Here is a 16,949-nt window from a genome sequence, read left to right as displayed (position 1 = left end):
TGGAACCCTCTACGGCGTGTACCGGTAAATACGGCATCGTTTGTTGACCGGCTCGAAGTCATCCCGGAGCTCCTGTGGGAGCGTTTCGGTCATCCCGATGACGAGATAGCTGCCGGCGTCCATCGAGTCGGTCAGCGTCTTGAAGATCGGGATCTTGAACTCGCTGTCGATGTAGATCAGGAGGTTCCGACAGAAGACCAGATTACTGCTTCGCCGTGGCCCATCCTGGATCAGGTCGTGGCGTTCAAACCGGATATCGTCGCGGATCTCCGGTTTGACCGTGAACTTGTTGTCATCGACGTCGACGTATTTTTCGGGATCGTCGAGCAGGCTGAGCTCCTCGCCGATATCGGTCGTTCGGGTCGTCTCGTAGGTGCCCGCCTGGGCGTTTTCGAGCGCCTCGTCGCTGATGTCGGTGCCGACGATGGTGAGCCGGCTGTCGTCGATCTTCCGGTCGTCGCGGGCGAGCATCGACACCGAGTACGGCTCCCGGCCGTCAGCACACGGCGCGCTCCAGACCCGCACCCGGCGGTTCTCGTCGGTGAGATCGCGCAACACCGGCCGCAAGGCCTCCCACATCTCCTGGTTTCGGAAGAAGTTGGTGACGTTGATCGTCAGCGAATCCATCAACGCCTCCTTCTCGCGGCTGTCAGATTGCAGCACCTCCAGGTAGTCGTCGTACTCCTCGACCTCCTGGCGTCGCATCCGGGCGGTGATCCGCCGATCGAGATAGTCCGGGTTGTAGTACTCCGGCTCGAAGTCGACCTCATCCTGGATATGGCGGATCACCCGGCCGAACCCCTTGTCTTCGAACTGTCTCATAGCGTCACCACATCGAGCACCGCAACCACATCACCATCACCCAACACGGCCGTCCCGCTGAGCCCGGGGATCCCACTCAGCACGCCCTCAAGCGGTTTGACGACGACCTCCTCTTGGTCGATCACCTTATCGCAGTGGAGGGCGACCTTGCGGTGTTCCTCCCGGATCCGCAACAGCATCCCGTCACCGTTGACGCTGCTCGGCTCATCGAGGGCGTCGCTGAGCCGGAGGATCGGGTAGATCTCGTCGTCGTGGTTGATGATCTCGTCGCCTTTGGTCGTCCGGATGTCGTTGGCGCGGGTGACCTCGGCGATGTTTTTGACCGGGATGCCGTACTCGGTGCCGCCGACCTCGACGAACATGACCTTCACGATCGCCACGGTCACCGGCAGCCGGAGGGTGACGGTTGTTCCCTCGCCGAGTTCGCTTTCGACGTTGACCGTCCCGTCAAGCTGTTTGACGGTGTTGTGAACAACATCCATCCCGACACCGCGGCCGCTCACGTCGGTGACCTCCTCGGCCGTCGAGAAGCCCGGATGGAAGACCAGATCGTAGATCTCCGACTCCTCCATCCGTTCGAGTTCGCTTTCGGTTTTGACCCCTTTCTCGATGGCTTTCTCCTTGAGCATCTCCGGATCGAGCCCCGCACCGTCGTCGGAGACCTCGATGTTGACGTGATCGCGGTCGCGGGTCGCCGTCAGCGAGACGTTGCCGGTTGGATCTTTGCCCTTCTTCTCGCGTTCCTCCGGCGGCTCGACCCCGTGGTCGACGGCGTTGCGCAGCACGTGGATCAGGGGATCGCGGATCTCGGTGAGGATCGTGCGATCGAGCTCGATATCCTCGCCGGTGACGGTGAAGTTCACCTGTTTGCCGGTCTCACGGGCGACATCCCGCACCAGCCGCGGGAAGGTGTCGACGATCTTCGACAGCGGGATGAGCCGCATGTCCATCGCCGTATCCTGGAGGTTGCCGGTGATCTTGTCGAGCTCGTCGAGGTTGTCGGAGTCGATCCCCTCCCGCTCCATCTCCCGGCGGAGCTTGATCCGGCTCGTCACAAGCTGTTCAACGAGATTGTAGAGCTCGTCGAGCTGGTTGACATCGACCCGCACCGACTGGATGTCTGTCTCGTCGGAGCCCGAACCCCCCGGCCCGGAGCGATCGCTCGATCCGGGACTGGATCGGCCACCGCTGTCATCGCTGTCGTCGCTGCTGTCGCTTTCTTCACTCTCCTCGTCGTCCTCGTCGCTGTCGGCGGTGTCGTCGGCGTCGTCGTCGGCTGTTGTCTCGGTGCCGCTGTCGGACTCCGCCGATTCGGCTGATGGCTCGGCGGTCTCGCCTGCGGTGCCGCCCTCGATGGCCTCGGCGACAGCTATCGGATCATCGACGTTCGGGGTGATCGCGCTGACGGAGGCGAACTCGACTTTGCCAAGCTCGCTGAGGATGCCCTCGATCTCGCTGGCCGAGATGTCGATCACAAAGACATCAAAGGTCTCCTCGAAGTCGCCGTCCTCGATTGTCTCTTGGGCCGGCTGGGTGCCGATCCGGTCGTAGGCACTCTCGATCTCCTGCATGATGAAGATCGCCTCGACGCCCGGCATCTCGGTGTCGCCGAGCCCGACCTCCGCCCGGTAGACCGCCTCGCTGGTCTCAAGCTCGGCGTTGGCGATCGACTCGGGGAGGTCGTCGGCAGCGACCGCCGCTCCGCCGGCGTCGGCCGTTGCAGCGTCCGGTTCGTCCGTTTCCTCGTCTGTCTCGTCGGCTGTGTCTTCAGTTGCTTCCTCGTCTGTTTCCTCGGCTGCGTCGTCCGCTTCCTCCTCGGTCGTCTCCGCGGCGTCGTCAGCTTCGGCGTCGACTTCGGCGGCTTCGTTGTCGGTTTCGTCGGCAGCCTCGGCGGCCGCGTCGTCGGCTGTATCGCCGCTGTCGGCTGTGTCAGTGTCGCCGCCGACGCTTCCGGTTTCCAGCTTCTCTCTGAGATCGGCTTCGACGCCGCTGGCGTCGATATCCGTCTCGCCGTCCTCGGCGATGTCGCCGACCATCGCATCGAGATAGTCGACGGAGTCGAAGAGCAGATCCATCAGCTCGATGTCGACCTCGATGTGGCCCTCTCGAACCTCATCCAACAGATCCTCCATCTCGTGGGCCAGCTCGCTGACCGACTCAAACCCCATCGCTGAGGCGTTGCCTTTCAGCGTGTGGGCGATCCGGAAGATCGAGTCCATCGCCTCGTCGTCGTCGGGATCGGACTCCAGATCCAGCAGTGCGTTGTTGAGCTCGGTGATACCTTCCTCACTTTCGGCCACGAATGCCTTGCGGTGTGCGTCACTCATTGTACCAGCTCCCTGATCGTTGTCGCAATGTCGTCGATATGGCGAACCTCATCGATACAGCCCGCCTCGATCGCCCGTTTCGGCATGCCGTAGATCACACAGCTTGCCTTGTTTTGGGCGATCGTCGTCGCGCCAGCCCGCTGCATCGCACAGATCCCCTCGGCACCGTCCGACCCCATCCCGGTGAGGATGACACCGGTCAGCGGATCATCGATCGTCTCGGCGACCGAGGTCATCGTCTCGTCGACAGCGGGGTGAACCGAGTGGCCGCGATCCTCCTCGATCAGCTCCAGGCGGATCCGCCCGTTGCTGTAGCCCGCGATCCCGAGATGGCTCCCGCCGCGGGCGACGACGGCCTCGCCGGCATCGATCCGCGCGCCGTCGGTGGCCTCCCGCACGTCGTACCGGGAGGCGTTATCCAGCCGATCGGCGAACCGCGCGGTGAACGCCTCCGGCATATGCTGGACGACGATCACCCGCGCGTCGCCGGCGGGCAGCTCGCTCATCACCTGCTCGACGGCGTCGGGGCCGCCGGTCGAGGAGCCGATGACGATCGTCCGTTGGTCGTCGAAGGGTTCCAGCCCTGTTGTGGCCGCGCCGCCGGCTCCCGGACTCGCCGGCTGGCGTTGGGTGTCGGCGGCCTGCCGGCTGGCCTGGCTGAGGTCGGCGTCGGCAACCGACCGCAGCGTCGCCACGAGTTGGTCGGCGTGTTGGGAGACGCCCATCGACACCTCGCCGCCGGGTTTCGAGAAGAAGTCGACCGCACCCTTTTCGAGGGCTTCGAAGGTGACTTCCGCCCCATCCTCGGTGTGGGCACTCAGCATGAGCACCGGCGTCGGCTGCTCATCCATGATTCGCTCGACGGCCTCAATGCCGTTCATCCGCGGCATCTCCAGATCCATCGTCACCGCGTCGGGCTCCTCCTCGGCGATGACCTCAAGGGCCTCAACGCCGTCCTTGGCCTCGCCGACGACCGGTACGCCGGCCTCATCGAGGAGATCGGAGATCAGCCCGCGCATAAATCGGGAGTCGTCGACGACGACCGTTCGTGGCTTACGCACCGGTGTCACCTCCGCGCCGCGGGCGGGGCCTGCCAGCTACCACGGCGATCATCCCCGTCGACACACGTCGGGTCGGTTCGCCCCACATTGTTGTAGCTACTACAAAAAGCGCAAGAATAAACCCACCGGCTCTCTCCGCGTGACTGATAGATTATTGGACAGAGTTAACTACCGGTATCCCGTCACCCACACACATGGCCGAGAGTGAATCCCAACCCGCCGACGCTGACGCCGCGACGGGGGAGGCGACGAAGGTGCTGGAGTTCGGGCTCAGCGACGAGACCTACTGCCTCGATATCGGCGTGATCGACGAGATCGTCGACGCCGGTGATCTCACGCGGATCCCGAACTCGCCGCCACACGTCGAGGGCGTGATGGATCTCCGTGGCCGCACCACCTCGATCATCAACCCGAAAACCATCTTTGACATCGAGGAGGGTGGTGCCCGCGAGCGCATCATCGTTTTCGATCCCGAGGCGATGGACGATCAGGCGACGGTCGCCTGGATCGTCGACGAGGTTTACCAGGTCACCGATGTCACTCCCGATGAGGTCGATGAGACGACGACCGCCGACGACGAGAACGTTCACGGCATCGTCAAAGACGACGATCGCTTCGTTGTGTGGGTCGATCCCAACGTCGCCACCACCGAGTAGCCGGCTGCTTTCACCGCTGAGAATCGGAGCCAAATGTTTATTTGCCACTGGGAGACGTATCTATCTATGTGTGTCCCCGCCGTCACCGTTCGGTTCAGCTCGTGGGTTGGCGGGGGCGTGTCTCGCATTTTGACTCTTGCATCGCGTGACGACCTCCCATCGTGTCGCCGTCCGGCCGTGAGCCGACGGTTCCCTGTGAGCCAATGTCCGTAGAGGAGCTGCCGTTGGCCGACCGGCTCACCGACACCCCGAGTATCATCATCGCCGGCCCGCCGATGAGCGGGAAATACGAGCTGATGCATCGGATCTTCGGTGCGCGAACCGATACCGCCCTCGTGTTGTCGACCGGCCACGACGCCACGACCGTTCGCGACGACTACGAGTCGATCACAGGCAACGACGGCGAGCGGATCGGCGTCATTGACTGCGTCAGCCGCGAACAGGGCGTCGATGTCGAGGATTCCGAGCTGACGAAGTATATCTCCTCGCCGAAGAACCTCACCGATCTCGGCGTGAAGTTCACCCAGTTGACCGAGGCGATGGCCGGCGAGACGCCGACTGTCGGCCTTCACTCGCTGTCACAGCTGTTGATGTACTGGGAAGCCGACCGGATCTACCAGTTTACGCGGGTGTTGCTCGGGCAGACCCAAAACGAAAACTGGCCGACGATCGCGGTGATCAACGCGACGATGCACGACGAACAGACGATCCACACCCTGCTTGATCCATTCGAGACGGTTGTCGACACCCGGACGGCCGACGAGGGCCGGGAGATGCGGATCCGCGGGCGGCTATCGTCGCCGACGCCGTGGCAACAGTTCTGATTCTCCTTCAGAGTCGTTGATTCTGACAGCCCCCCAGCGACGCGCAGCCGACCAATCACTTCCTGGTGGACTGAAAGGGCGAGTCCCGGGAGTTGAGCGCGTCGAGGGCTTTCAAGCGTTGTTGATGTCGAAGCAGATCACGACACAGCCGTAGATTCGGCACTCACCCGCTTCCGAATCGCATTTGATATCGCGCTATACACTTTATCGACCCGAACCGTCCCGTTTTTTGGCCTCCTTCCGAACCACCACACAATGGTCGAGTTCGATCCCGAGAAGTTCGAAGACAAGTACGAACACTACTTCCCACAGCTCCAGCGGGCCTACAAGAACGCGTTCAACACGATGAACGAAGCCTACGACTCGACGCTGATCCACGGGATTGATCAGCAGGTGCTCAACGAGAGCGAGCCGATATACGACCCCGACGAGGGGTTTACCGTCACGTTGCCGGACGACCCCTACGATCGCCTCACGGGCGTTGTCGTCGACCGCGAAACCTTCGAGGAGACGCTGGATCGCTACACCGAGGAGATCGAAACCGAGCTCCGGCAGCTGTTTGAGCTGACCGAATAGCTCTCACGCGGTACGCGAAACCGAACTGCTGACTGTCCGAGCCGGCGATATTCGAACCAAAGGCCTAAGCCCGTTGCTGATCAATCAGTTCGTATGAGTACAGACTCCGCGTCGTCCGATTCCGAGGAGAGCGAACTCCAAGAGCGCGTGGTGAACTTCCTGCGGCGGAACTTCCCACAGATCCAGATGCACGGCGGTAACGCCGCGATCCAGCGGCTCGACCCCGACAGCGGCGAGGTCGAGATCCAACTCGGCGGTGCCTGTTCCGGCTGTGGCATCTCCCCGATGACGATCCAGGCGATCAAAAGCCGGATGGTCAAGGAGATCCCCGAGATCAACGAGGTACACGCCAACACCGGCCAGGGTGCCGAGCCGGATATGGGCGAAACCGAGGGGATGAGTCCCTCCTTCCCCGGTGAGGGTGGCGACGACAGCGACGAAGGCCCGCAGGCTCCGTTCTAACGCCGCATTCGGCTGTTTTCGACCGTTTTTCACAGTTCTCGTTTCACCGAGCTCTGCCTGCGTCTTGGCCGTGATAAACCACATATCACGATACAAAATCTCGGTCAGCCGGTGAATGTGTCTCTACATTCCCGCTCCGATACAACGCGTCGAAAAGCGACACGGTTATTTGTTTTAGGCCGACCTAACAAAATACGATCTACCCATGACGGTTGCTCCGGCGACTCGCCGGCGACCGCATGGTCGACGACAATGCTCGGCACTATGCTCCGTGACCTCCGCGCCCACATCGACGCTCTCGCCACCGCCGATGGCCGATACACCCTTGTCTGTGGTCGCCACGGCGAGCAGCCGGTGCCGGCCGATGGTCTGTGGTTTCCAACCCGGTCGGTCGCTCGCCAGGCTGCGCGTGCGACCACCCAGTACCGCAACGCCCTCCGCCGGTACGATCCGGAGCTCCCGCAGTACGACATCGTGGTCTGTCAGGGCCACCCGTCGGTGGCCGAGCCCGCGTCATCGACGCCCGCCGCCGAGTCGACGCCAGCCTCCCCCACCACGCTGCCCGCTGACAGCCCGCTCGTCACGTTTTGCCACCGTGTCGCGGCGGCGGTCTTCGAGACGCTGGCCGCCGAGGGGTACAGCGAGGCCGAAACAGCGGTCATGGACGCCTACCTCGATCACGCCGAAACCCAGCCGACCGCCGACGGGCTCTGTCTCCGGCTGCTGGAGAGCATGGCGACCGTCCTTGCCGACCGACTCACACCACGCGAGCAGGCCGCGGTGCTGGCGGCGGCCGCCGATCGCCTGCCGGCCACCCCGGAGGATTCCGTTGCCGACGCGGAGACCGACCCCACTGCCAACACCGCCGCCGATCCCACCGCCAACACCGCCAACACCGCCACCGACTCCACCGCCGCTGACCCGACCCCCGACACCGCTGTGACGGCCGTCTTCGAGGCGTTGCGGACACGCGGGGTGGTCGGTGCGTACCGCGACACCCCGTGGCTGCAACACCGCGAGACCGGCACGCGGTCGATCCTCGTCGAGGTGTCAGGGTATGCGTTTTCACCGTACGGCGGCTCGCTCCCCACGCTCCCGGTCGTCATCGAACTGTATCGGTCGGTTGCCGACTGGCAGCCCGTCGCCGTCGACGTGGCGGCGATCACCGACGGCTGGCGGTTTCGCGTTGTTCCGGTCGGTGAGGCCCCACCTGGTGGCCTGGTGAGTGCGTCGGTTACCCCCGATGAGCCGGGGTGTCCGTGATGCCGAACGTCACCGCACCCGCTGTCAGTCTCGAATCGAGGTGTCAACACTGACCCGACGGACGCCGCGTCGCCGCCGGGCGCGCCTGTGGGCGACACTCTATCTGACACTCATCGACGCAACCACCGACGACGAATCCGATACCACAGACTGATCAACTGACCACCGGTAGCCTGCTCACAGCAGGCCGCTGGCGGCCATCCCGAACAGCGCGGTCGCAATGATCGCAAACAGCGCGCCGACGCCGCGTTTGAGTAGTTCGGTGTCGAGTGCCGAGGAGACGAACGGCGCGATCTGGCCGCCGAGAACCGTCGCGGGCACCGTCCAGACGACCATGTTCCACGGTGTCGTCGCAAGGTCGATCGTGTGACCGCCGACGAGGCCACCGCCGAAGACGTGGACGATCGAGGCGAGGATCGCCGTCAACGCGACAACGATGTGGTTTGTCCCGATGGCGACCCGAACCGGAACGGAGGTGCGCAGCATCGAGATGATCCCCAACTCGCCGATCCCGAAGCCGGCCAGCCCCTGAAAGACGCCGCCGATGCTGTAGTTGCCGAACCGTTCGAGGTAGCCGCCGCGGTCGTAGCGGTAGTCGTCGCCAGCGCGGTCGACGCGGGTGACGACGCCGTCGCCGTCGACGTCGACGCCGCCCTGCCCGGGTTTCGCGTAATCGTTGGGCAGTCCGCCGTCGGTGCCGACCGGAGCGTCCTCGACCGGCTCCTGCTCGACGGTCGCTTCGTCGTTGTCGTCGTCGGCCGCGTCGTCGCTGCCGGGCTCCTCGTGGCCGAGATCAGCCTTGAACAGCAGGATCGCGGAGGCGAGCAGCGCGATCCCGAGCAGCGACTGGAAGATCGGCTCCGGGATAACGAACGAGAGCAGCGCGCCGCCAACGACGAACGGGATCGAGCCGCCGACGAGCGTGGCCGCGAGCCGGCGATCGACGAGGCCGTGTTGGATGAACGCGACCGAGGAGCTCGATAGCCCGAAGGATTCGCTGATGAGCCCGATCTTGACGATGGTCTGGGGCTCCAACTCGAAGGCCAACAGCGGGAAGATGAAGATGAGATACGGGACGAACATGGCCGAGCCGCTGATCCCGACCGTGTTGACGATGGTCGCCCCCAACAGGAAGAAGGGGAACAGCCACCAGAACTCGACCCAGTAGCCGTTGCCGGCAGTTTCGGGTAGTGGCGCGCTCGTGACGACCGCCGCCACGAACAGGATCGGTGCGAGAGCGACGAAGAGGTACTGGTACTCCAGTACCGTCCGTTGCAGCCGTTCGGACAGGGAGGCGGCGGGCATTCCTAACGGTCGCCGGCTTGGAGCGTCTGTAATAAATGTCTTCCCGTTTCGCAAGATCGTCTGAATATTCCTGATATTTGTTTCGTCACGAACAAAGCCGAACGGCCGACACGCCGTCGACCGCGTCACACATGAATATTTATTACAGTTGGGGTGGTAGATGGTACCATGAGTGTTGACAAACGGCGAGTCGACAAGGCAGGTGCCGGCCAGCGGGCGGAACCAGCCCGCGAACCGCCCGCCAGCCTGCCGATGCGGCTGTTGAATCGGATCAAAGCCTACGGCGACCGCTGGGCAGCCCTGTACGTCGAACAGCGCGTTGCGGCCCGAACCCGCGACTAACTTTTCTGGGATCGACGCTGACCCCAAACCGTTTGCTGGTGGCTCGCCAACTAATGGTATGACAGTCGCCGAGCTACTCGATCTGCCGGTATCGATCACGTCGCTGTCGACCGAGCGACACGAACGCGAGACCCCACAGTTCACCCGGGTGACAACCGAGATCGCCCTGTCGGGCGACGGCGAGACGGGCCGCGGCGAGGATGTGATCTACGAGGCCGACGCTCACGACGAGCTCGCGGCTGCGGGATTACCTGATCTCACCGGTGAGTATACGCTTGCCGAGTTCTCGGAGCGAGTCGCCGATGCCTCCTTGTTTCCCTCGCCGCCGGAACGACCGGTTTCCCAACACTACCGGCAGTGGGCCCTCGAATCGGCCGCCCTCGATCTCGCGTTGCGACAGAATGAGACCGATATCTCGACGCTGCTCGATCGCCGGCGCGACCCGGTGCGGTTCGTCACGAGCATGCGGCTCGGCGATCCGCCGACGACCGACCGCGTCGACGCGCTCCGCGAGCGGGTGCCCGGCGTCGAGTTCAAACTCGACCCGACGACGGCCTGGGATGATGCTCTCGTCGCAACGCTGGCCGACACCGACCGCGTCCGAATCCTCGATCTCAAAGGCCACTACGAGGGTACCGATGTCGACTCGCCGGCCGATCCCGCGCTCTACGAGCGGATCATCGAGGGGTTTCCCGAGGCGATCATCGAGGATCCCGCGCTGACAGCGGAGACGCGGCCGCTGTTTGAGGCCGACGCCGTCCGGAGCCGGGTCTCGTGGGACGAACCGATCGAGAGCCTCGCCGACGTGAAATCGCTGCCGTGGGAACCCGACTGGCTCAACATCAAACCCTCGCGGTTCGGGAGTCTCGAATCGCTGTTGGAGACGCTGACCTACTGTGAGCGCGAGGGGATTCGGTGTTACGGCGGCGGCCAGTTCGAGCTCAGCGTCGGCCGCGGCCAGCTCCAACTGCTGGCATCGCTGTTCTACCCCGATGGCCCCAACGATATCGCCCCGCGGGCCTACAACGATCCGGCCGTTGCCGATACGTTGCCGACGAGTCCGCTGTCGCCGCCCGACAGCCGCGGGTTTCGGTGGGATTCGACGGAGTAACCCGCGGTCGACTCGCGTGCCTACTCTACGCGCGGTAGTTACAACTACTCCACGCGCGGTGGTTGCTTACTCCACACGCGGCGCGCTGTCGTCCGGTCGTCCGGGGAGCTCGACCTCCAGTTCGAGTTCGGGATCGTCCATCCCGTCAAAGTCGAGTTCGACCTCGACCGGCTCACCGAACGCAAAGGGGAGTTCCCACTCCTCGTCGGTGATGGTGAGCTCGTCGCTATCGCGGAGCTGTTCGCCGACCGCGATCAGGAACTCACCGGCCTCGGCGGCTGACAGCCGGTAGGTCTGCTCGAAGTTGCGGCCGGTGCGGACGGTCGTCTTCTCCTCGTCGCTGCTCGCTTCATCGTCGTCGGGATCGTCGTGGTCGTTGTGGTCGTCGGGGTCGCTCTCTGTGTTGCTCATGTGTATCTGCCTTCTCGTGGTGCAGCGGTAGATCAGTTCTGGATCGTGGTGTGAGATCACATATCACGAGCTGATCGCAAATCGATGCTTCGTCGATCGGGCTGGTGGCGGCCTCCACCCCAGCGACAACTGAACCTTTTTGCCCTCCAGCCCCGATGGTGGTTCCATGAACTACCGCGAGGTCACCGTCACCGGCGAGTATGTGGCGCGGCTCGAAACCGGGGCAGACTGGCGGGCCGAGATCGAAGATCTCGCACGCGAGGTCGACGCCGAGGCCGGCTGGTTTACCGCCATCGGCTCGGTCGAAGACGCCGAGGTCTGGTTTTACGATCAGGACGACCGCGAGTACCAGTCGGTCGACTTCGAGGAACCGCTGGAGGTCGCCGCCTGCGTCGGCAACGTCAGCCTACTCGACGGCGAGCTGTTCGCTCACACCCACGCTGTGCTCTCCCGGCGAAGCGGGCAGGCACTCGCCGGCCACATCAACACGGCGACCGTCTTCGCGGGCGAGCTCTACTTCCGGGCTTTCGAGGAACCGCTCACGCGCGAGTACGACGAGACGACGGCACTGGATCTCTGGCTGTGAGCGAAGCGAGCGATCCGGACGAGGGCGGCGAGATCGATGCCGACAGCAACGCCGACGGCAACGCCGCAGGCGACGATGGCAGCGAATCCAACCGCACCCCGATGCGCCCCGACGACAAGCGGTATTTCGACCGCCTCGAAGCCGGCCTCGACGAGGCGATGACGGTCGCCGAGCGCGCGAAGGGACAAGGCAAAGATCCCGAACCCGAGGTCGAGATCCCGATTGCGAAGGATATGGCCGACCGCGTCGAGAACATCCTCGGCATCCCCGGCGTCGCCGAACGCGTCCGCGAACTCGAAGGCGAGATGAGCCGCGAGGAGGCCGCCCTCGAACTCGCCGCCGACTTCGCCGAGGGACAGGTCGGCGATTACGAGGGCAAAGCCGGCAAAATCGAAGGCGCGGTTCGAACGGCCGTCGCGCTGCTGACCGAGGGTGTCGTCGCCGCCCCCATCGAGGGGATCGACCGCGTCGAACTGCTGGAAAACGACGACGGCACCGAGTTCGTCAACGTCTACTACGCCGGCCCGATCCGCTCTGCGGGTGGCACCGCCCAAGCCCTCTCGGTACTGGTCGCCGACTACACCCGGAGCATCCTCGGGCTCGCCGAGTACAAGGGACGGGACGACGAGATCGAACGCTACGTCGAGGAGATCAATCTCTACGACAAGGAAACGGGACTCCAGTACTCGCCGAAGGACAAGGAAAGCCGGTTTATCGCCACGAATATGCCGATCATGCTCGACGGCGAGGCGACCGGCGACGAGGAGGTCTCAGGGTATCGGGATCTCGACCGCGTCGACACCAATTCTGCGCGTGGCGGGATGTGTCTCGTCGCCGCCGAGGGGATCGCGCTGAAGGCCCCGAAGATCCAACGCTACACCCGCCAACTCGACGAAGTGGAGTGGCCATGGCTCCAAGACCTGATCGACGGCACCATCGGCAAAGACAGCGGCGACGCAGCCGACGCGGACGACGAGGGCGACGAGAGCGAGGACGGTGTCGACGACAGCGACGATGTTGACAACGACGATACTGACAGCGACGCCGACAGCAATGGCCCTGCCGGCCCGCCGCGCGTCGAACCGAAATCCAAGTACCTGCTCGATCTGATCGCTGGCCGGCCCGTCTTCGGCCACCCCTCAGAATCCGGCGGCTTCCGGCTCCGCTACGGCCGCGCCCGCAATCTTGGCTTTGCGACCGCGGGCGTCCACCCGGCGACGATGCACATCATCGACGACTTCCTCGCCACGGGCACGCAGATCAAAACCGAACGCCCTGGGAAGGCCGCCGGGGTTATCCCCGTCGACTCAATCGAGGGGCCGACCGTCCGGCTGGCGACCGGCGAGGTGCGGCGGATCGACGACCCCGAGGAGGCCCTCGAACTCCGCAACGGCGTCGAGGAAATCCTCGATCTCGGCGAGTACCTCGTCAACTACGGCGAGTTCGTCGAGAACAACCATCCGCTCGCGCCCGCAGCGTACGCGCCCGAATGGTGGGTACAGGAGTTCGAGGCGGCCGGCGCGGATGTCCAGGCCCTCGAAGACGATCCCCGGGTCGACCTTGAGAACCCTTCGGCCGCCGAGGCCATCGAGTGGGCCACCGAGTACGACTGCCCGCTGCACCCGACCTACACCTACTGCTGGCACGACATCTCCGTCGCCGATTTCGAAGAGTTGGCCGCTGCTGTCGCCGATGGCGAGGTTCGGCCCGAGGGCGACAGCCCCGACGGGCTGCTCGTCGTCGACCGCGATGAGTCGGTTCGGACGACACTGGAAACGTTGCTTGTCGGCCACCACCAACGCGAGGACACCCTCGAAATTCCCGACTGGAAACCCCTCGTGTTGTCGCTCGGGCTCGACGACGGTCTGGCGAAATCATGGAGCGATCTCTCAGCCGAAGCCCGCGAGTACGACGACGGCGACAACGCGATCACCGCCGCCAACGAGGTCGCGCCCTTCGAGCTTCGGGAGCGCGCGCCAACCCGGATCGGCGCGCGGATGGGCCGACCCGAAAAGTCCGAAAAACGCGATCTCTCGCCGGCCGTCCACACGCTGTTCCCGATCACCGAGGCCGGCGGCAACCAACGCGACGTCTCGAAGGCCGCCACGACGATGGACGAGCAGGGTCACCGCGGCGTCCACGACATGCAGATCGGCCAGCGACGCTGTCCGAACTGCGACAGCGAGACGGTCGAACTGCAGTGCCCGGACTGCGATACCCACACCGAACCCCACTACGAATGCGAGGACTGCGAGATCGTTTGTGAACCCGACGAGGCCGGCCGCGTCGACTGCCCGAAATGCGGCCGGGAGGTCACCGCCGCCGGCTGGGAAACCGTCGACCTCAACGCGGCGTACCACGACGCCCTCGATGCGATCAACGAACGCGAGGGCAACTTCGGGATGCTGAAAGGCGTCAAAGGCCTCACCTCGGCGAACAAGACGCCCGAACCGATGGAGAAGGGCATTCTCCGAGCGAAACACGGCGTCTCCGCGTTCAAGGACGGCACCGTCCGCTACGATATGACCGACCTTCCGGTCACGGCGGTTAAACCCGAGGAGTTGGACGTGACTGCTGACCACTTCCGCGGCCTCGGCTACGACACCGACATCGACGGCGACCCGCTGCGACACGACGATCAACTGGTTGAACTCAAGGTGCAGGATATCGTCCTCTCGGATGGCGCGGCCGAACACATGATCAAGACGGCCGACTTCGTCGACGACCTCTTAGAGCGGTTCTACGGGCTACCCGCGTTCTACGATATCGACGACCGCGACGATCTCGTCGGCGAACTCGTCTTCGGGATGGCACCCCACACGAGTGCCGCAGTTGTCGGGCGTGTGATTGGATTTACGAGTGCCGCAGTCGGTTACGCTCATCCGTACTTTCATGCCGCCAAGCGGCGGAACTGCTTCCATCCCGACACGAAACTCTGGCTCGAAGACGAGGTCGGCGAGTGGCACCACGAGACGATCCGGGCGGTCGTTGAGGATCGCTTAGACGACCCACGCGAGGACGACTTCGGAACGCTGATCGAGGAGATCGACGGCGCGATTTCGGTGCCCAGCATCGACGACGACGGATCGATTGTGACGAAGCCGGTCGAAGCACTCTCGAAGCATCCCGCGCCCGATCACATGATCGACATTGAAACTCGGAGCGGGCGAGAACTCACGGTGACACCGAACCACGAGATGCAGGTTTTCGAGGACGGCGAACGACGAACGAAGCGGGCCAGCGAGCTTACCTCGACGGATTCGCTCATCACACCGGAACACCTCGATACCGTACAGCCGTCGGCGGAGCCACAGCAGTTCGACCTGCTAGCGGAGTTCATCCGGGCCGACGCGGTCGACAACGAGCGATTGATGATCAAAGGCATCGAGAAGGACACTCTTTACGACCTGTTCGAAGCGAAGTTGGCGGCCGACTGGGACGGGCAGTTCTACCCGTTGAAGAGTACGGCCGAGTACTTCGAGATGTCACACAAAACGCTGAGTAACTACCTCTATCGCGGGAGTGTTCCGGCACATATCCTGCTGGAACTGTGCGACTCAGTCGAAGCTGTTCTCGACTTCGTGCCTGACGACGTGACGTTGGGGATGAAGCGCGATTCCACCGAGATGAATCGGCTAGTGGAACTCACCGAGGACATGGCGACGCTGCTGGGATACTATGCCGCCGAGGGGTTCGCCCGCGAACAAGAAACGCCGAAGGGGACGATCCACCAGACGACGATCTGCGGGACGGAGACGGAAGCGCGTGAGTTCTATATCGACGTGTTCGAACGCGAGTTCGGCGTCGAACCGTACCGCGAGAACGACGCGAAAATTACCGTTTCGGGTCGGTTGCCGCGGACGTTCTTCGATACGGTGTTAGACGCGGGCATCTTCGCGGAGACGAAGCGCGTGCCACAGTGTATTTTCAACGCGCCGAAACCGATTATTTCCGCGTACCTCAGTGGGTACTTCAGTGGCGATGGAAGCATTGCTGTGGACAGCCTCACCGTGTCGGCGACGACAGTTAGTCCGGAGCTAAAACAGGATGTACTGGCGTTGCTCACGCGCCTCAACATCGCAGGCAGAGTGAAGACTACCGAACCAGTACAGCTTGCCGAACAGTTTCCGGAGTTCTACGACAGCGATGACCCGTCGCTAGCGGCCCAGAGTTACAAGCTCAGAATCAGCTCACAGGATGCTGTTGAGTTTGCCGAGACGGTCGGCTTCCACCTCACGCGAAAGGATACACAACTCCAGCAACAGGTCGAGGCTATCTCCCACCGGAAACGACGTGTGTTCGATGGCGGGAACGGCGACTTCCTTGTTGATTCCGTGGTCAGTATCGAGTATGCCGAGTCGGAAGAGGAGTACACCTACTGCCTGACGGTCGAAGACACGCACACACTTATCGTAAATGATACGTTAGAATCGCAGTGTGACGGCGACGAGGACTGCGTAATGTTGCTCATGGACGGTCTTTTGAACTTTTCTCGACAGTTTCTCCCGGATCAGCGCGGCGGCCGCATGGACGCTCCGCTCGTCATGTCTTCGCGGGTCGATCCCACCGAGATCGACGACGAGGCCCACAACATGGATATCGTCTCCTCGTACCCACGAGAGTTCTACGAGGCGACCCGCGAGATGGCCGACCCCGAGGCCGTCGACATCACGACCGGCGAGGACACCCTCGATACGACCGAACAGTATCACGGCTTCGAACACACCCACTCGACGACGAACATCCACATGGGGCCGAGCCTCTCGGCGTACAAGACGCTGGACTCGATGATGGACAAGATGGACGCCCAACTGGAGTTGGCCCGCAAGCTCCGGGCGGTCGATGAGACCGACGTGGCCGAGCGCGTCATCGAGTACCACTTCCTGCCCGATCTGATCGGGAACCTCCGGGCGTTCTCTCGACAGGAAACCCGGTGTCTCGACTGCGGGGAGAGCTACCGGCGGATGCCGCTGTCAGGCGACTGCCGGGAGTGTGGTGGCCGTGTCAACCTGACCGTCCACGAGGGCTCTGTCAACAAGTACATGGATACCGCCATCGAGGTCGCCGATCGGTTCGGCTGCCGGGAGTACACCAAACAGCGACTCCGGATCCTCGAACGCTCTCTGGAGTCGATCTTCGAGAACGACAAAAACAAACAGAGCGGCATCGCCGACTTCATGTGACGGCGCGTCGGGCGCGTCGT

14 protein-coding genes are annotated in these 16,949 nt (G+C 63.4%); 9 read left to right on the top strand and 5 right to left on the bottom strand.

All coding sequences use genetic code 11. The annotated features are described in order from the left end of the window. Positions 1-9: 9 nt before the first annotated feature. Genes EWF95_RS09085 through cheB form a run of 3 tightly spaced genes read right to left on the bottom strand, consistent with a single transcriptional unit; the run spans position 10 to position 4,168 of the window. Positions 10-822 (bottom strand): CheR family methyltransferase, encoded by an 813-nt coding sequence (locus EWF95_RS09085; protein WP_142443738.1) that lies wholly within the window; start codon positions 820-822, stop codon positions 10-12. Next, positions 819-3,149, bottom strand: a complete 2,331-nt coding sequence (locus EWF95_RS09080; protein ID WP_142443737.1) for a chemotaxis protein CheA — start codon at positions 3,147-3,149, stop codon at positions 819-821. The genes EWF95_RS09085 and EWF95_RS09080 overlap by 4 nt, the downstream gene beginning before the upstream one ends. After that, positions 3,146-4,168 (bottom strand): chemotaxis-specific protein-glutamate methyltransferase CheB, encoded by a 1,023-nt coding sequence (gene cheB / locus EWF95_RS09075; protein ID WP_185911764.1) that lies wholly within the window; start codon positions 4,166-4,168, stop codon positions 3,146-3,148. Before cheB ends, EWF95_RS09080 begins: the two co-directional genes overlap by 4 nt. Positions 4,169-4,404: 236 nt before the next feature. Here cheB and EWF95_RS09070 point away from each other — a divergent pair, with 236 nt between their 5' ends. The 5 genes from EWF95_RS09070 to EWF95_RS09050 all read left to right on the top strand — a co-directional run bounded on the left by EWF95_RS09070 (position 4,405) and on the right by EWF95_RS09050 (position 7,991). Then, complete coding sequence (locus EWF95_RS09070) at positions 4,405-4,866, top strand: chemotaxis protein CheW (RefSeq protein WP_142443736.1); 462 nt, start codon at positions 4,405-4,407, stop codon at positions 4,864-4,866. A gap of 203 nt (positions 4,867-5,069) precedes the next feature. Beyond that, complete coding sequence (locus tag EWF95_RS09065; RefSeq protein WP_142443735.1) at positions 5,070-5,690, top strand: DUF7504 family protein; 621 nt, start codon at positions 5,070-5,072, stop codon at positions 5,688-5,690. A gap of 255 nt (positions 5,691-5,945) precedes the next feature. Next, positions 5,946-6,266, top strand: coding sequence for a DUF5783 family protein (locus EWF95_RS09060; RefSeq protein ID WP_142443734.1), 321 nt, complete (start codon positions 5,946-5,948; stop codon positions 6,264-6,266). Positions 6,267-6,359: 93 nt separating this feature from the next. Beyond that, positions 6,360-6,728: a NifU family protein gene (locus EWF95_RS09055; RefSeq protein ID WP_142443733.1), complete on the top strand. Its 369-nt coding sequence runs from the start codon at positions 6,360-6,362 to the stop codon at positions 6,726-6,728. 252 nt (positions 6,729-6,980) lie between these two features. Continuing rightward, positions 6,981-7,991: a DUF7551 domain-containing protein gene (locus EWF95_RS09050; RefSeq protein ID WP_142443732.1), complete on the top strand. Its 1,011-nt coding sequence runs from the start codon at positions 6,981-6,983 to the stop codon at positions 7,989-7,991. 177 nt (positions 7,992-8,168) lie between these two features. Here EWF95_RS09050 and EWF95_RS09045 read toward each other — a convergent pair whose 3' ends face one another. After that, on the bottom strand, positions 8,169-9,296 hold the full coding sequence (locus EWF95_RS09045) for a sulfite exporter TauE/SafE family protein (protein ID WP_142443731.1): 1,128 nt from the start codon (positions 9,294-9,296) through the stop codon (positions 8,169-8,171). 168 nt (positions 9,297-9,464) lie between these two features. On the opposite strand from EWF95_RS09045, the gene EWF95_RS13580 reads away from it, so the two are divergent. Together EWF95_RS13580 and EWF95_RS09040 are read left to right on the top strand one after the other, a co-directional pair. Beyond that, complete coding sequence (locus EWF95_RS13580; protein WP_185911753.1) at positions 9,465-9,638, top strand: hypothetical protein; 174 nt, start codon at positions 9,465-9,467, stop codon at positions 9,636-9,638. Positions 9,639-9,696: 58 nt separating this feature from the next. Next, positions 9,697-10,749: a hypothetical protein gene (locus tag EWF95_RS09040; protein WP_142443730.1), complete on the top strand. Its 1,053-nt coding sequence runs from the start codon at positions 9,697-9,699 to the stop codon at positions 10,747-10,749. Between the two features lie 66 nt (positions 10,750-10,815). Here the strand turns inward: EWF95_RS09040 and EWF95_RS09035 are convergent, their stop codons facing one another. Beyond that, the gene (locus tag EWF95_RS09035) at positions 10,816-11,160 is read right to left on the bottom strand and encodes an amphi-Trp domain-containing protein (RefSeq protein ID WP_142443729.1); all 345 of its coding nucleotides are present in this window, start codon (positions 11,158-11,160) and stop codon (positions 10,816-10,818) included. A gap of 166 nt (positions 11,161-11,326) precedes the next feature. On the opposite strand from EWF95_RS09035, the gene EWF95_RS09030 reads away from it, so the two are divergent. Together EWF95_RS09030 and polC are read left to right on the top strand one after the other, a co-directional pair. Continuing rightward, entirely contained in the window at positions 11,327-11,746 is a 420-nt protein-coding gene (locus EWF95_RS09030; RefSeq protein WP_142443728.1) for a PPC domain-containing DNA-binding protein, read from the top strand. Between the two features lie 101 nt (positions 11,747-11,847). Then, positions 11,848-16,929, top strand: coding sequence for a DNA polymerase II large subunit (gene polC, locus EWF95_RS09025; RefSeq protein ID WP_142443935.1), 5,082 nt, complete (start codon positions 11,848-11,850; stop codon positions 16,927-16,929). Positions 16,930-16,949: the final 20 nt, after the last annotated feature.

The sequence above is a fragment of the Halonotius roseus genome (genome assembly GCF_006861655.1).
GTDB lineage: Archaea > Halobacteriota > Halobacteria > Halobacteriales > Haloferacaceae > Halonotius > Halonotius roseus.
Note: the sequence above shows the minus strand (reverse complement) of the source record. Positions and strands in the feature narration are given on the sequence as shown.

Excerpts from the sequence above, each read along its gene's own strand:
- EWF95_RS09050 (WP_142443732.1), top strand. The coding sequence starts at position 6,981 with ATGCTCGGCACTATGCTCCGTGACCTCCGCGCCCACATCGACGCTCTC.
- EWF95_RS09035 (WP_142443729.1), bottom strand. The coding sequence starts at position 11,160 with ATGAGCAACACAGAGAGCGACCCCGACGACCACAACGACCACGACGAT.
- cheB (WP_185911764.1), bottom strand. The coding sequence starts at position 4,168 with ATGCGCGGGCTGATCTCCGATCTCCTCGATGAGGCCGGCGTACCGGTC.
- EWF95_RS09080 (WP_142443737.1), bottom strand. The coding sequence starts at position 3,149 with ATGAGTGACGCACACCGCAAGGCATTCGTGGCCGAAAGTGAGGAAGGT.
- EWF95_RS09040 (WP_142443730.1), top strand. The coding sequence starts at position 9,697 with ATGACAGTCGCCGAGCTACTCGATCTGCCGGTATCGATCACGTCGCTG.
- EWF95_RS09085 (WP_142443738.1), bottom strand. The coding sequence starts at position 822 with ATGAGACAGTTCGAAGACAAGGGGTTCGGCCGGGTGATCCGCCATATC.
- EWF95_RS09045 (WP_142443731.1), bottom strand. The coding sequence starts at position 9,296 with ATGCCCGCCGCCTCCCTGTCCGAACGGCTGCAACGGACGGTACTGGAG.
- EWF95_RS09070 (WP_142443736.1), top strand. The coding sequence starts at position 4,405 with ATGGCCGAGAGTGAATCCCAACCCGCCGACGCTGACGCCGCGACGGGG.
- polC (WP_142443935.1), top strand. The coding sequence starts at position 11,848 with ATGCGCCCCGACGACAAGCGGTATTTCGACCGCCTCGAAGCCGGCCTC.
- EWF95_RS13580 (WP_185911753.1), top strand. The coding sequence starts at position 9,465 with ATGAGTGTTGACAAACGGCGAGTCGACAAGGCAGGTGCCGGCCAGCGG.
- EWF95_RS09055 (WP_142443733.1), top strand. The coding sequence starts at position 6,360 with ATGAGTACAGACTCCGCGTCGTCCGATTCCGAGGAGAGCGAACTCCAA.
- EWF95_RS09065 (WP_142443735.1), top strand. The coding sequence starts at position 5,070 with ATGTCCGTAGAGGAGCTGCCGTTGGCCGACCGGCTCACCGACACCCCG.
- EWF95_RS09030 (WP_142443728.1), top strand. The coding sequence starts at position 11,327 with ATGAACTACCGCGAGGTCACCGTCACCGGCGAGTATGTGGCGCGGCTC.
- EWF95_RS09060 (WP_142443734.1), top strand. The coding sequence starts at position 5,946 with ATGGTCGAGTTCGATCCCGAGAAGTTCGAAGACAAGTACGAACACTAC.